This window comes from Priestia aryabhattai, from assembly GCF_023715685.1.
Classification (GTDB): Bacteria; Bacillota; Bacilli; order Bacillales; family Bacillaceae_H; genus Priestia; species Priestia aryabhattai_B.
The window spans coordinates 1,105,585-1,119,909 of record NZ_JAMBOQ010000001.1; the positions used below are offsets into that span (position 1 = coordinate 1,105,585).

General features: G+C 39.7%; 14 protein-coding genes and 1 other annotated feature. Of the genes, 3 read left to right on the plus strand and 11 right to left on the minus strand.

Annotated elements, in window-relative coordinates; all coding sequences use genetic code 11:
- Positions 1 to 85: 85 nt before the first annotated feature.
- From M3225_RS05730 to zapA, 5 genes are all read right to left on the minus strand, one after another.
- A complete protein-coding gene (locus M3225_RS05730; RefSeq protein ID WP_013059411.1) occupies positions 86 to 493 on the minus strand; it encodes a DUF350 domain-containing protein in 408 nt (135 codons plus the stop codon).
- 181 nt (positions 494 to 674) lie between these two features.
- Positions 675 to 3,038 carry an endonuclease MutS2 gene (locus tag M3225_RS05735; RefSeq protein ID WP_251391619.1) on the minus strand — a complete coding sequence of 788 codons (2,364 nt, stop codon included), beginning with the start codon at positions 3,036 to 3,038 and terminating at the stop codon, positions 675 to 677.
- Positions 3,039 to 3,057: 19 nt separating this feature from the next.
- Positions 3,058 to 4,770: a DNA polymerase/3'-5' exonuclease PolX gene (gene polX, locus M3225_RS05740; protein WP_251391620.1), complete on the minus strand. Its 1,713-nt coding sequence runs from the start codon at positions 4,768 to 4,770 to the stop codon at positions 3,058 to 3,060.
- A 198-nt stretch (positions 4,771 to 4,968) separates the two neighbouring features.
- The gene (locus M3225_RS05745) at positions 4,969 to 5,514 is read right to left on the minus strand and encodes a CvpA family protein (RefSeq protein ID WP_251391621.1); all 546 of its coding nucleotides are present in this window, start codon (positions 5,512 to 5,514) and stop codon (positions 4,969 to 4,971) included.
- Between the two features lie 8 nt (positions 5,515 to 5,522).
- Positions 5,523 to 5,783 carry a cell division protein ZapA gene (gene zapA, locus M3225_RS05750; RefSeq protein ID WP_013059415.1) on the minus strand — a complete coding sequence of 87 codons (261 nt, stop codon included), beginning with the start codon at positions 5,781 to 5,783 and terminating at the stop codon, positions 5,523 to 5,525.
- A 143-nt stretch (positions 5,784 to 5,926) separates the two neighbouring features.
- Between zapA and rnhC the strand changes: the two genes are divergently transcribed.
- A complete protein-coding gene (gene rnhC, locus M3225_RS05755) occupies positions 5,927 to 6,841 on the plus strand; it encodes a ribonuclease HIII (RefSeq protein ID WP_251391622.1) in 915 nt (304 codons plus the stop codon).
- A 33-nt stretch (positions 6,842 to 6,874) separates the two neighbouring features.
- On the opposite strand, the gene pheT is transcribed toward rnhC, so the two are convergent.
- The 3 genes from pheT to M3225_RS05770 form a co-directional block, all read right to left on the minus strand.
- Positions 6,875 to 9,289 (minus strand): phenylalanine--tRNA ligase subunit beta, encoded by a 2,415-nt coding sequence (pheT, locus tag M3225_RS05760; RefSeq protein ID WP_251391623.1) that lies wholly within the window; start codon positions 9,287 to 9,289, stop codon positions 6,875 to 6,877.
- A 13-nt stretch (positions 9,290 to 9,302) separates the two neighbouring features.
- Positions 9,303 to 10,337, minus strand: coding sequence for a phenylalanine--tRNA ligase subunit alpha (pheS, locus tag M3225_RS05765; protein WP_014458064.1), 1,035 nt, complete (start codon positions 10,335 to 10,337; stop codon positions 9,303 to 9,305).
- A gap of 54 nt (positions 10,338 to 10,391) precedes the next feature.
- Positions 10,392 to 10,627: a binding site (T-box leader), on the minus strand.
- A 48-nt stretch (positions 10,628 to 10,675) separates the two neighbouring features.
- Complete coding sequence (locus M3225_RS05770; protein WP_251391624.1) at positions 10,676 to 11,440, minus strand: TrmH family RNA methyltransferase; 765 nt, start codon at positions 11,438 to 11,440, stop codon at positions 10,676 to 10,678.
- 140 nt (positions 11,441 to 11,580) lie between these two features.
- On the opposite strand from M3225_RS05770, the gene sspI reads away from it, so the two are divergent.
- On the plus strand, positions 11,581 to 11,787 hold the full coding sequence (sspI, locus tag M3225_RS05775) for a small acid-soluble spore protein SspI (RefSeq protein ID WP_013059420.1): 207 nt from the start codon (positions 11,581 to 11,583) through the stop codon (positions 11,785 to 11,787).
- 56 nt (positions 11,788 to 11,843) lie between these two features.
- On the opposite strand, the gene M3225_RS05780 is transcribed toward sspI, so the two are convergent.
- The gene (locus M3225_RS05780) at positions 11,844 to 12,929 is read right to left on the minus strand and encodes a M42 family metallopeptidase (protein WP_251391625.1); all 1,086 of its coding nucleotides are present in this window, start codon (positions 12,927 to 12,929) and stop codon (positions 11,844 to 11,846) included.
- A 77-nt stretch (positions 12,930 to 13,006) separates the two neighbouring features.
- Entirely contained in the window at positions 13,007 to 13,495 is a 489-nt protein-coding gene (locus tag M3225_RS05785) for a dUTP diphosphatase (RefSeq protein ID WP_251391627.1), read from the minus strand.
- A 132-nt stretch (positions 13,496 to 13,627) separates the two neighbouring features.
- Between M3225_RS05785 and M3225_RS05790 the strand changes: the two genes are divergently transcribed.
- Entirely contained in the window at positions 13,628 to 14,005 is a 378-nt protein-coding gene (locus M3225_RS05790) for a hypothetical protein (protein ID WP_045291158.1), read from the plus strand.
- Between the two features lie 18 nt (positions 14,006 to 14,023).
- Here the strand turns inward: M3225_RS05790 and M3225_RS05795 are convergent, their stop codons facing one another.
- Positions 14,024 to 14,284 carry a DUF1294 domain-containing protein gene (locus M3225_RS05795; RefSeq protein WP_251391629.1) on the minus strand — a complete coding sequence of 87 codons (261 nt, stop codon included), beginning with the start codon at positions 14,282 to 14,284 and terminating at the stop codon, positions 14,024 to 14,026.
- Positions 14,285 to 14,325 lie beyond the last annotated feature (41 nt).

Here is a 14,325-nt window from a genome sequence, read left to right on the forward strand (position 1 = left end):
ATATAGATAAATAGATAAGACCAATAAGCATAAACACTCCGCATAAAACGAGTAAAATTTTCGCTAACTTCTCCATGACTCTCTCCTATCCTATCCCTGCTCCTATTACATAGGACATACCGATTGAAATAACAAGTGAAATAAACCCAACAGCTCTGTTATCTTGTTCAATTTCATCATCGATTCGAAATTTTGGCGTCAAAAATTCGAAAATAAAGTAGCTGACTAGTAAAAGAACGAACCCATATATTCCCCATCCGAGCATTCTTAACAAATTGTCGTTGTGCTCAATCGAATAGCGAAAAATATTAGCTAATCCAAATATTTTCCCACCTGTTGCCATCGCAACAGCCATATTTCCTTTTTGAATCTCTTCCCAATTCTTATACTTAGTAACGAGCTCAAACACAACAAGAAAGACGACAATGCTCAAGACAACCACGCTGTAATAAGCGGCGGATTCAATATATGGGTCTTTCCAAAAATCCCTCATTTTTGCATCACTCCTATTTTATATTACGCTCCACGTAATGAACTGACAGGTCTCTTTCATTTACTTGTATCATTCTCAAAAGAGATAGAAAATCCAGCATATTCCATGAGCCATGTCGGATTTTCTATCTTCATATATGCTTGTTCAACGCATCGACTGACACCTTTGTTTCAGCATTCTTTTATTTAAATTCCACAACCGTAACACCAGAACCTCCTTCAGAAGCTTCTCCGAAACGAATATTTTTAACAGAACGATGATTTTTCAAATATTCCTGTACACCTTTACGAAGAGCTCCAGTTCCTTTACCATGGATAATCGAAACACGCGGATAGTTGGCTAACAAAGCATCATCAATATATTTTTCAACTCGAATCAGCGCATTTTCATAGCGCTCTCCTCTTAAATCCAGTTCTAGATTTACATGATAATCTTTTCCTTTTACCGTAGCAAGCGGCTTCGTTTCTACAGGTTTTGGGGAACTGATATATTCGAGATCTTTTTCTTTCACCTTCATTTTCATGATTCCCATTTGTACTTGCCATTCATTATTGCTTACTCGTTCCACAAGCGTTCCTTTTTGTCCCCAGCTTAAGACTTTCACTTCATCTCCAGCTTGAAGAGTGCGCTCTTGTTTTTTCGGCACAGCCGGTTTCTTTTTACTTTTTTCAAGAGTTGGAACTGCATCTTCTAGACGCTTACGCGCTTCAATCAATTCATGCTCTTTTACAAGCGCATGATTTTTTTGACTCATTTTACGCAAGTCGCTAATGATTTTCTCAGCTTCTTCAGATGCTGCTTTAACTGTGGCTTGAGCTTTTTCTTCAGCTTTTTCGTACAGCTTATCTCGTTTTTCATTAAATTCAATAATCTGACTCTGTAATTCTTTATGAAGCTTCTGAGCCTCTTTTCTTAGCTCTTCAGCTTCTTCTAGCTCGTGTTCAGATTGGCGGCGGCTATCTTCAAGAGATGCAATCATATTTTCTACTTTATTTGTTTCTGAGCCAATATAGCCTTTGGCACGTTCAATTACTTCTGCACTTAACCCCAAACGTTTTGAAATCTCAAAAGCATTGCTTCGGCCCGGTACACCAATAAGCAGCTTGTAAGTAGGGCTCAATGTTTCAATATCGAACTCTACGCTAGCATTGACCACTCCTTCACGGTTATAGCCGTACGCTTTTAATTCAGGGTAGTGAGTAGTCGCAACTACGCGAGCGTCTTTTTCATACACTTGATCTAAAATCGAAATCGCAAGCGCTGCACCTTCTTGAGGATCTGTTCCTGCTCCTAATTCATCGAACAAAACCAGACTTTCATGATCTACTTTTTGTAAAATATCTACAATGTTGACCATATGAGATGAAAAGGTACTCAAACTTTGTTCAATCGACTGCTCATCTCCAATATCAGCAAATACATGTTTAAATACAGCCATTTCCGATCCATCCAGCGCAGGAATCTGCAGACCTGCTTGAGCCATTAACGTAAATAACCCAAGTGTTTTTAACGTTACGGTTTTACCGCCGGTATTTGGTCCTGTAATAACGATAGACGTATATTGTTCACCTAGCTCAATATCATTAGCAACGACATCTTCTTGCGCAATAAGAGGATGTTTTGCCTTTACTAATTTAATATAACCCCGGTCGTTCATTTTAGGTTTTGAAGCTTTTAGCTCATGGCTATAACGCCCTTTCGCAAACATGAAGTCCAGCTCACCTAATAGATAAACGTTTTGACGGAGTTCATTTGCCACTTCCGCTACCTGAACGGTTAAAGCAATGAGAATACGCTCAATTTCTTGCTTTTCTTTTACTTTTGCTTCTTGAAGCTCATTGTTTAACGTCACAATCGCCTGCGGCTCAATAAATAACGTTGCTCCAGATGAAGACTGATCGTGCACAATGCCTCCATACGCACTGCGATACTCTTGCTTAACAGGAATAACAAAACGTTCATTTCGAATGGTGACAATTGCATCTGACAACATTTTTTGAGCAGATGATGAGCGAATAAGACTTTCTAGCTTTTCGCGAATACGAGACTCCGTCGAGCGAAGTTTTTGACGAATGCCTCTTAGCTGGTCGCTTGCACCGTCTAGCACTGTACCATTCTCATCAATGCTCATTTTAATTGTTTGTTCTACCTCAGGAAGAGGCATTAGTTTTTCGATATGTTCAGTTATAATTGGGAGCTGTAAACCTTCGTCTTCTACTACTTGCTCGATAAATTGCTTTACTTGTCTTGCAGCATAAATAGTGCTTGCTACATCAAGAAGTTCATTAGAGCTTAGCGTTCCTCCAATTTCAGCGCGCTTTACGCTAGGGCGAACGTCAAAGATGCCCCCTAGCGGTACGTGGCCACGCAATCGCAGCACGGTTGTAGCTTCATCTGTTGCTTCCTGCCATTTGACTACTTCTTCATACTGAGTCGAGGGAATCAAATTCGCTACTTTTTCTCGGCCTAAAGAAGAAGCTACTTTTTTCTGAAGCTGTTCCTTAACTTTATTAAACTCTAGTACATGAAAAATACGTGATTGCAAAACTGATTCCTCCTGTTGCTTATTTATGTCGATTTAAAAAGGCGGTTAATTCTTCAAGGTTATACGTATTTAATACCGTTTCTGGTTTAAGCCAACCTTTAATTCCCGTAGATATTCCAATTTCCATATGCTCTAGCATGTCTAGGTTGTGAGCATCTGTATTAATCGCAATTTTAACTCCTGCTTCTTGTGCTTTTTTTATGTGCTCAGCGGCTAAATCTAAACGGTTTGGATTCGCGTTTAGTTCAAGAGCCGTTTGTGTTTCTTTAGCTAATTCAATTAGCATATCAATATCTACATCATATCCGTTGCGGCGGCCAATCAACCGCCCCGTCGGATGAGCGATTAAATCTACATGAACATTATTTAACGCTTGCTTTAAACGATTCATAATTTCTTCGCGAGATTGCGAAAAACTAGAGTGAATGGACGCAATAACAAAATCTAGCTCAGCTAGCATTTCATCATCATAATCAAGTGTTGCATCAGGCAAAATATCCATTTCAATTCCTGCTAATATTGTAAAATCATCGAACTGTGCGTTCAAACGATTAATTTCTTCACGCTGTTTACGAATGCGTTCAGGCGTTAGACCGTTAGCTACTTTTAAATACTGAGAATGGTCTGTAATCGCCATGTACTCATAGCCTCGCGCACGACATGCTTCCGCCATTTCTTCAATCGAATACGCCCCGTCGCTCCACGTGGAGTGCATATGCAAATCACCTTTTACGGCACCGTAGGTCACAAGCGTTTGAGGCTTTATAAATGCATCTACTTCCGTTCCATCTTCACGAAGTTCTGGCGGAATAAAAGACAGCCCAAAATGTTCATAGAATGCTTGTTCAGACTCAAAGGTCATGACTTCGCCTGTCTCCGCATTTTCAACGCCATACTCACTAATTTTCTCACCGCGTTCTTTTGCTAATTGACGCATGCGCACATTATGATCTTTTGATCCTGTAAAATGATGAAGCGTTGTGGCAAACGCTTTATCTTCTACGAGACGAAAATCTACCGAAACATCGTACTCATAGGCTAACGTTACCGATACTTTTGTATCTCCATTTGCAATGACATCCTTCACATTTGGCAGCGATACTAGCTGTTCGCGGACAGCATGAGGTTCAGCTGTTGAAATAATAAAATCAAGATCTTTTACTGTTTCCCTCATGCGGCGAATGCTCCCTGCTTGAGAAAAACGCTCAATGCTATGCATATGTTTAAGGGCTTCTAAAATTTCTTCCGCTATTGGAAGCATAAAAGCAAGAGGCAAACGATCAGGACGCTTCCCAAACTCTTCAATAGCAGCGATAATTTTCTCTTCTGTCTTTTTACCAAAACCGCTTAGTCCCTGCACTCGATTTTCCATACATGCCTGATGCAGTGATTCCATATCTCGAATATTTAGCTCTTTATATAATTTAGCGATTTTTTTACCTCCAAGTCCCGGCAGCTTGAGCAGAGGAATAAGTCCTTCAGGAACTTCTTGCTTTAGTTCTTCTAATACACTTGACTCATTTGTTTCCATATACTCTGTAATGACTGCAGCCGTTCCTTTTCCAATCCCTTGAAGCTTTGTAAAATCCTCAATCTCCGTCAGCGTTCTCTCGTCAGTTTCTAGCGCTGCAGCTGCTTTTCGAAAAGCAGAAATTTTAAAAGGGTTATCTCCCTTTAATTCCATATATGTAGCAATTATTTCTAACAATTTAATAATATCCTTTTTATTCATCTCTTTTCACCAGCCTATTATCATAATAACGAAACTTTCAAAAACATGATGAGTTACATATGTACTCTCTCAAATTTCCATACAGAAATACCTTTATCCTCGTGAGAGCCACAGATCAGACTGCGATAAAAAAAGAGGGTATCTCAAAAGTATTATGACACTTTCGACACACCCTCTCAACAAGCTATTGTAATTTCATTACATTACACCATACTGAGTCCACAAATCTTGAATCGCAGACGATAAATATGGAGTATTTTGTACGATATTGATTGCAATTGAAGACTGTTGAATGGGCGTTTGAATTTCACTTACAGGAATCACGGCCCCAATGTATAACAAAATAAAAACAATGATATACACTTCAACGAATCCAAGTGCACCTCCGCCCCATTTATTTAACTGGCGCAGAATTGGCAGTTCGGTTAAAGCCGTTAAAACAGAGCCCGCAAGGCGAAGTACAATGTGAGTAACAAAAAATAAAATCGCAAATGCAATCATTCGATAAAAAGCGTCTTCTATCGTTCCAGAATCAAATACAAATGATGCGACACTTTGCTGCTGAATATTGTCCGGAAACGGAATTAACAAGCGAAGTCGGCTTGCCAAATCTCCACTAAACATATAAGCGACGATAAACGAAACCGCAAAACTGACAATATGAATGAGCTGCAAAATAAATCCTCTTTTAAGACCTGTTACAAAGCCTAAAAGAAGCAACACAATTAAAATGATATTAAGCATTGACTCAGTCATTCCTCTTTTCCATAAAGTTTTTGTTCAAGTCTCTCATAATCTTCTTTCAGTTTTATATATTCGTGTACAGCATTCACAGCTGTTAATACTGCTAATTTATTGATATCTAAAGAAGGGTTTTTAGTACTGATTTCACGCATTTTTTCATCCACTATAGAGGCGACAAGTCGAATGTGGCTTGTACTTTCGCTACCGACGATGCTGTACTGCTGACCAAAGATGTCAACTGTCGCACGTGTTTTATCTTGTCTTGACACGAGAAAATCCTCCGTTCCACGAAAAATCCTAATCCCTATCATACCACGAAGAAGACTTCAATGGAAACATATCTATATTTAAGCTATCATAAGGGATAGTGCTTATAAAGTAAACTAAAATACCCCGAAAGGAGTGAAGCATTATGTCACATGCTGTTATTAAGGTATCAGCTGATCAAATAGCTAAAATGAAACTTCATTACACATCCTATTTGCAGCCTAAACTGCCGCAGGGAAGTATTTTTGCAGCTAAAACCCCCGGCTGTTCTATCACTGCGTACCGCTCTGGAAAAGTACTTTTTCAAGGAAAAGAAGCTGAAACAGAAGCGGCTAAATGGGGAGGCCCTTTAGATGCTGCCAAAAAGGTTCCTGCCTCACACCTCCCATCAAACTTCAGCTCACTATCCGTCATCGGTTCTGACGAAGTAGGGACAGGAGATTATTTTGGCCCTATGACCGTTGTTGCTGCCTATGTTCAAAAAGAGCAGCTTCCTTTGTTAAAAGAATTAGGAGTACGAGATTCAAAAGAGTTAACGGATGCTAAAATCATTGAAATTGCCAAGCAGCTTGTTTCGTTTATTCCCTACAGTTTGCTTGTCTTACATAACGAAAAGTATAATGCATTTCAAGAAAAAGGCATGTCACAAGGTAAAATGAAAGCACTGTTGCACAACAAGGCTTTATCCAACGTGTTAAAAAAATTGGATCCTGAAAAACCTGATGCCATCTTAATTGACCAGTTTGTTGAAAAAAACACCTATTATAAACACGTGGTAAAGGAAAAAGAGATTATCAAAGAAAATGTCTTTTTCAGTACAAAAGGAGAAAGCGTTCATTTATCTGTAGCTGCTGCTTCCATTATTGCCAGATACGCATTTTTAAAACAAATGGATTTGCTAACGGAAAAGACCGGGATGGTCATTCCTCGCGGAGCTGGAGCACAAGTTGATATCGCCGCTGCTAAAATTATTAAAAAACATGGCGTCAATGCGCTGAACTCTTTAGCTAAAATCCATTTTGCTAATACAGAAAAAGCTTTAAAATTAGCTAAAAAATAAGAGATGTGGAAATCCACATCTCTTTTTTTATTCTTATGAACGAAGCGTTGCACCAAATTCTTTTTCAACAGCTTCTAACACTGCACCGTGTGCTTTTGCTACTTCTTCATCTGTTAATGTACGTTCAGGATCTAAATAACGTAAAGAGAAAGCTACAGATTTCTTGCCTTCTTCCATACGCTCGCCTTCATATAGGTCAAACACCGTCACATCTTTTAAAAGTTCTCCGCCCGCTGCATAGATGACGCGCTGAACTTCTCCTGCAAGAACGTTTTTATCTACAACAAGTGCAATATCACGTGTAATAGATGGGAATCTTGGAATAGCTGAATAACGAACTTCTTCGACATCTGCAGCTAATAGCTCTTGAAGGTGTAATTCAAATACGTATGTTTCACGAAGACCATACTGTTTCTGAGCAACAGGATGAACTTGACCTACGTATCCAATTTCTTTTTCATCTAACCATACAGCCGCTGTACGTCCAGGGTGCATACCGTCTTTTTTAACGGGAGCATATGAGATTCTTTTCTCTAAACCAAGCTGTGCAAATAACCCTTCTAGTACACCTTTAATCACATAGAAATCAACGGCTTTCTTTTCACCTTGCCAGCCGTGAGTATGCCATAGACCCGTGATTGCACCAGCTACGCGCTCCTGCTCATCCGGCAATTCTCCTTCACCTTTAGATAAGAACACTGAGCCTGTTTCGTATAGCGCAATAGAATCCGATTGACGAGCATTATTATGCTTCACTGCTTCAAGTAAATGAGGCACTAAGCTTTGACGAAGGATGCTGCGATCTTCACTCATCGGCATTGCTAAACCAATCGTACTTGTTGCATTTAGTGCAAACTGAGTAGCTTTTTCAGTGCTCGTTAACGAATATGTTGTTGTTTGTGCTAGTCCCGCTCCCTCTAAGAAACGGCGAACTTTACGGCGTCCAAGCTGATACTCTGTTAATTTCCCTGGAGTTGCCACTGTTACAGGAAGCGTTGTAGGAAGGTTGTCATAGCCATACATACGCGCTACTTCCTCGACGATATCTTCTTCGATTGTAATATCACCTCTACGAGTTGGCACTGTTACAACAATTGTTTCGTCTTCCACTTTGTTTTCAAATTGAAGACGGTTCATAATATCTTGTACTTCTTCCATTGATAGCTCTGTACCAAGTACATCGTTAATACGTCCAAGTGACACAGCTACAACAGCAGGTTCCACAGTTAGTGTATCTACTTCTACAGTCCCGCTTACCACTTCACCTGAAGCGTATTCAGCCATTAATTCTGCTGCGCGGTCAGCAGCTACACGCGTACGGTTAGGATCAATTCCTTTTTCAAAACGAGCGCTTGCCTCACTGCGAAGACCGTGGTCTTTTGAAGCTTGGCGAACCGTTAAGCCTTTGAAGTAAGCTGATTCAATGAGAACATTTACCGTATCGTCTTTCACTTCAGAGTTTGCTCCGCCCATTACACCTGCAAGAGCTACTGGTTCACTTCCGTTTGTAATGACAAGCTGATTACCTTTTAACACGCGCTCTTGATCATCAAGTGTTACAAACTTCTCGCCTTCTGACGCATGACGTACAACAATTTCTTTTGAACCAATACGATCATAGTCAAAAGCATGCAGCGGCTGACCGTATTCAAGCAAAATATAGTTGGTAATATCAACAACGTTGTTATGAGGGCGAATACCAGCTGCCATTAAACGCGTTTGCATCCATAATGGTGACGGAGCAATTTTTACATTTTTTACAACGCGCGCTACATAAAGCGGATTGTCTTCTTTTGCTTCTACTTTAACGGAAATATAATCAGATGCTTGTTCATCAGACGTTTGCACGTTTACTGATGGATACTTCACTTCACGACGTAAAATAGCGGCTACTTCATGTGCTACGCCCAACATACTTAAGCAGTCTGAACGGTTTGGTGTTAGCCCTAGTTCTAATACTTCATCGTTTAAGTTTAATGCATCTAGTGCATCCGCTCCTACTTCAGCATCGCTTGGGAAGACGAAGATGCCTTCTTGATAATCTTTTGCCACAAGCTTGCTTTCAATGCCAAGCTCTTGAAGAGAACAAATCATACCGTTCGATTCTTCACCGCGAAGCTTAGCGCGCTTGATTTTAAAGTTACCTGGAAGTACAGCTCCCACTTTTGCAACCGCTACTTTTTGGCCTTGTGCCACGTTTGGTGCCCCGCACACGATTTGAACGATTTCTCCTTCACCAAGATCTACTTGACAGCGGCTTAATTTATCAGCATTTGGATGCTGTTCACGTTCTACAACGTGACCAATTACCACTCCGCTGATGCCTTTATTTAAGTTTTCTACACCTTCAACTTCAATTCCACTTTTTGTGATTTTATCAGCTAACTCTTCTGCCGTTACGCCTGATAAGTCAACATACTCTTGTAACCAACGATAAGATACAAACATCGTAGTCCCTCCTTTATACTTGTTTAAATTGATCTAAGAAACGAACATCATTTGTATAGAAATGACGAATATCATCCACGCCGTGTTTTAACATAGCAATACGCTCTACACCGATTCCAAAAGCAAAACCACGATATTTAGTTGAATCGTATCCAGCCATTTCAAGAACATTTGGATGAACCATGCCGGCTCCTAAAATTTCAATCCAGCCTGTTTGTTTACATACATTACAGCCTTTACCTCCACATTTTGCACACGATACGTCTACTTCTACAGACGGCTCAGTGAATGGGAAGAAACTTGGACGAAGACGAATTTCACGGTCTGCACCGAACATCTTTTTCACAAATACTTCAAGCGTGCCTTTTAAATCGCTCATACGAATATTTTCGTCTACTACAAGACCTTCAATTTGCATAAATTGATGAGAATGCGTAGCATCATCGTCGTCGCGGCGGTACACTTTACCTGGGCAAATAATTTTAACAGGTCCTTTGCCTTCATTCTTGTTCATAACACGAGCTTGAACAGTTGATGTATGTGTACGAAGAAGCGTTTCCTCCGTAATATAGAATGTATCTTGCATATCACGCGCTGGGTGACCTTTTGGCAAGTTCAGCGCTTCGAAATTATAGTAGTCCTGCTCTACTTCCGGTCCTTCTGCTACTTCATAGCCCATTCCTAAGAATAAATCTTCTACTTCTTCAACCACGCTTGTTAGCGGGTGATGCGTACCTGCTTTAACAGGGCGTCCTGGCAGCGTTACGTCGATTGTTTCTGAAGCAAGTTTACGCTCTACCTCGGCTGCTTCTAACGCCGTTTGTTTTTCTTCAATTTTAGATGCAATAGCTTCACGTACTTCATTTGCGAGTGCTCCCATTACGGGACGCTCTTCAGCTGAAAGTTTTCCCATACCGCGAAGTACTTCTGTGATAGGGCCTTTCTTTCCTAAATAAGCTACGCGTACGTCGTTTAATTCTTTTAAAGCACTTGCTGCTTCGACTTTTGCAATTGCTTCTTGTTGAAGTTCTTGTAAACGTTCTTTCATCACTTATTCCTCCTTTTAACGTAAAAAATGACAAATAAAAAAACCTCCTCCCAAAAAAGGGACGAGGATTAGTCGCGTTACCACCCTTGTTAACTATATACGCAGACGTATACAGTTCACTTCATTCAAGTTAACGGAATCTCCGGAACACCTTTACATCTATGTAAGATGGTCTAAGTGTCAACTCAAGAGGTGAATTCACTTATTACATTTATAAAAATGCTTTCAGTCACGGCATTTTCTCCCTGCATAAACGGACATAAGCTACTGCTCTCTTTCATCGTTTTTTACATATGTAACTATTGTATTATTATAGTGAAAACACGTTCTCGATGCAACTACATTCCGCGTAAATAATAAAGTAAGATTCCAGAAGCGATGGCAACATTTAGCGACTCGCTCTTTCCATAGATGGGAATGTACAGATTCTGATCCGTTTGTTTCAACACTTTCTCACTTACACCGCTTCCTTCATTTCCCACAATCAGCGCAAATTCGTTTGAAGGTTTTACGCTTGTATAGGCCTTTCCATTTTGTAACGACGTGCCGTAAACTGCTATTCCTTTTTCTTTTAACAGTGAAATCATTTCCAGTAAGTCACCTTTTACAATCGGAAGATGAAAAATAGCTCCTTGCGTTGAACGAACGACTTTTGGGTTATACACATCCACGCTGCCCTCTCCAACGACAATAGCGTCCACTCCGGCAGCATCAGCTGTTCGAATAATTGTGCCTAGGTTACCTGGATCTTGCACTGCATCTAAAAGCAATACTTTCTGTGCTGTATGAATGATTTCTGCATACTTCGTTTGAAAACACACAGCGATAATTCCTTGAGGTGCTTCTGTGTCAGATAATAATTTAATAATTGCTTCGTTTACAACGGTTATTTCTATACCCTCTATATTCCACTGTGCTGGCACTTCGGTCGATTCGCGTATAATGAGTTCCTTTACGCAATCGTTATTTTTGATAGCTTCTTCGACTAAATGAAAGCCTTCTACCATAAAAAGACCTTGTTTATCACGGTCTTTTTTATTATGCAGCTTTTTCCACGCTTTTACCTGCGGATTTTTAACTGAATCAATTTGTTTCACAAACATAACTCCTTTATCTATACAAAAATAAATAGTTCGATTACATTTTGCTCAATAATCATTAGATAAGTTTCACTTTATTGTACATAGAAATCGCAAAGAAAACAAAAACTATTGGTAACTTTACGATAGCTGAGGTGAAAATGATGGATCTTAATTTACGAAATGCTGTTATTGCAAACGTTTCAGGAAACTCAAAAGAAGAGCTTGAAGCTACAATTTCTGACGCTATTCAAAGCGGTGAAGAAAAAATGCTCCCTGGACTTGGTGTTTTATTTGAGGTGCTTTGGGAAAAGTCTCCAGAATCAGAAAAAGAAGAAATTCTGACAACGCTTGAAAACGGTTTAAAATAAATAGCCTTTTCCTATGTACAACAAAAAGCTCATTCTCCTAAGAGAATGAGCTTTTTTTAATTATACGTAATTGCGTTAACCGTATCTCGGTCTAAGCGTTTAATTACTTCGGCAATTAATTTAACTGCATTTTCATAATCATCACGATGAAGCATCGCTGCATGAGAATGGATATAACGAGTTGCAATTGTAATCGAAAGTGCTGGCACACCGTTAGCTGAAATATGGATAGAACCTGAGTCCGTACCGCCTCCAGCGATTGCATCAAATTGATACGGAATATTTAATTCATCTGCCACATCTACCACTGTATCTCGAAGTCCTTTATGAGAAACCATGGAAGCATCATATAAAATGATTTGCGGACCATCTCCCATTTTAGAAGATGCTTCTTTATCAGAAACGCCAGGTGTATCTCCAGCGATACCGACATCAACAGCAAATGCAATATCCGGTTCAATAAAGTTAGCGGATGTTTTTGCACCTCGAAGTCCAACTTCTTCTTGCACCGTTCCTACACCATACACAACATTTTCGTGTGTTTCATTCTTTAAAGCTTTTAATACATCAATAGCGATTGCACAGCCAATACGGTTATCCCAGGCTTTCGCTAGCAGCATCTTTTCGTTGTTCATAACCGTAAATTCGAAATAAGGCACAACCTGATCACCAGGTTTCACTCCCCACTCCGCTACTTCTTCTCTACTAGAGGCGCCAATATCGATGAACATATCTTTAATGTCAACTGGCTTTTTACGAACTTCTGGAGGCAGGATATGAGGAGGCTTCGAGCCAATAATCCCCGTTACCTCTCCTTTAGATGTAACGATGGTTACACGTTGAGCAAGCATGACTTGAGACCACCATCCGCCTACCGTTTGAAAACGAATAAAGCCGCGTTCATCAATTTGAGTCACCATAAAACCTACTTCATCTAAGTGACCGGCTACCATAATTTTAGGCCCTTGTTCGTTGCCCACTTTTTTCGCAATCAAACTGCCTAGTCCATCCGTCGTTACTTCATCTGCATAAGGTGCAATATATTTCTTCATAACCTCACGCGGTTCACGTTCATTGCCAGGAATTCCTTTTGCATCTGTTAGTGCTTTAAGCATCGTTAATGTTTCATCTAACTTTGTCATATGGATTACCCCTTTCATATGTATACCTCTATTATAGCTAAAAAGAGGTTGAATTAAAATTTCCCATCACTTTATTTCTAGTATCCTTGTTCTTGGCGTTTAAAATTCACTTCATTTTTTGAGATGTACGCCCCTTCAATATGTTCAGCGGAAAAACCAAACATATCGCCAAGCGCCATGTAAGATACGAACATGTTCACATAGCTTTCTTTCGACAGGTCCTGCTCGAAAGCAGAAACTTGTGCAAATACCTGTAAAAATTGTGCTGTTTTTGAATCACTTGCTTTTGCTTTTGGCAGCTCAGTCAAATCATCGTATCCTTTTTCAATACCTAAAGAAAGAATAAAATGTACGCCGTCCACAAATTCTTCTAAAATAACAGCATCTTCAGCGGGAGGTTTAACGCTCCAAAATTTGAAGCAGCGCGTTTCGTTTGCCAGCTCTCCCATTTCGACAAGCAGGGCTAAAAGCTTTCTCGGAACCAAGTCTTCCTTATGAAGCTGATGCTTATCCTCTATATGCTGATCCAGCTGGCGCTGCATGGTAAATAGCTGTTGTAAATTCAATGTAATCACTCCTGTAATTATGTATATCTTCTTCTTTTTAAACCAATAAAGAAATTATATCAAAAATCATGAAACTTTTTAGAGACTCGAACGTAAAGTAAGAAAACTGTGCCTTGTAAAGGAGGGAGCGTTATGTTTGTTATTGTTATCGTTCGCGTGTTCATTTTCGCGCTTGTTGCTTACACACTATTAAAATTGGTTCAGCATTTTCGCAGTCCAAAGCGGAAGCTTGTAGCAGCTCAGGAACATCAGCAATTTTTTGTCGTTGACGAAAAAACGAATATCCGCAAAAATTTTCTACTAACGTATAAAGGTATTTTATTTGAAGGAGAAAAATACAGCAATCCCAATGAACCAGAGTCTTTGTCAATTACAATGGTGTTAACAGATCCATCTCGATTACATGAACTGCAAAAACAAGATTTCAAGCTGCTGGAAAACCACGTACACGACATGTATCCAAATGCTCCTATTCGCTGGAAAAGCCCCGTTCGAGAATTTTTACACTGAGCACAAAATCATTTGTGCTCAGCTGATAACGAAAAAGAAAAGTAGATCAAGAGCGGAAAGAATAGGAAAACCTACTGTAAACGATGTGTGCTTCGTTTTATGACGATAGCAATACATACCAATCAGTCCTCCAATGGCTCCTCCGATAGCAGCTACCGTCCACAGTGTGCTTTCGGCAATTCTCCACTCATGTCTTTTCGCTTTTTGTTTATCTCTATACATCATTCCTATTCCTACTATATTAATGACAATAAAATAGGTAAGCAGCAGTTCATTCATGATATGTCCTCCGATAGCAAAAAAGCCTCATCATCTAAAGA

Excerpts from the sequence above, each read along its gene's own strand:
- M3225_RS05730 (WP_013059411.1), bottom strand. The coding sequence starts at position 493 with ATGAGGGATTTTTGGAAAGACCCATATATTGAATCCGCCGCTTATTAC.
- M3225_RS05770 (WP_251391624.1), bottom strand. The coding sequence starts at position 11,440 with ATGTTTGTGAAACAAATTGATTCAGTTAAAAATCCGCAGGTAAAAGCG.
- rnhC (WP_251391622.1), top strand. The coding sequence starts at position 5,927 with ATGTCACATGCTGTTATTAAGGTATCAGCTGATCAAATAGCTAAAATG.
- M3225_RS05745 (WP_251391621.1), bottom strand. The coding sequence starts at position 5,514 with ATGCTTAATATCATTTTAATTGTGTTGCTTCTTTTAGGCTTTGTAACA.
- pheS (WP_014458064.1), bottom strand. The coding sequence starts at position 10,337 with ATGAAAGAACGTTTACAAGAACTTCAACAAGAAGCAATTGCAAAAGTC.
- sspI (WP_013059420.1), top strand. The coding sequence starts at position 11,581 with ATGGATCTTAATTTACGAAATGCTGTTATTGCAAACGTTTCAGGAAAC.
- M3225_RS05790 (WP_045291158.1), top strand. The coding sequence starts at position 13,628 with ATGTTTGTTATTGTTATCGTTCGCGTGTTCATTTTCGCGCTTGTTGCT.
- polX (WP_251391620.1), bottom strand. The coding sequence starts at position 4,770 with ATGAATAAAAAGGATATTATTAAATTGTTAGAAATAATTGCTACATAT.
- pheT (WP_251391623.1), bottom strand. The coding sequence starts at position 9,289 with ATGTTTGTATCTTATCGTTGGTTACAAGAGTATGTTGACTTATCAGGC.
- M3225_RS05795 (WP_251391629.1), bottom strand. The coding sequence starts at position 14,284 with ATGAATGAACTGCTGCTTACCTATTTTATTGTCATTAATATAGTAGGA.
- M3225_RS05780 (WP_251391625.1), bottom strand. The coding sequence starts at position 12,929 with ATGACAAAGTTAGATGAAACATTAACGATGCTTAAAGCACTAACAGAT.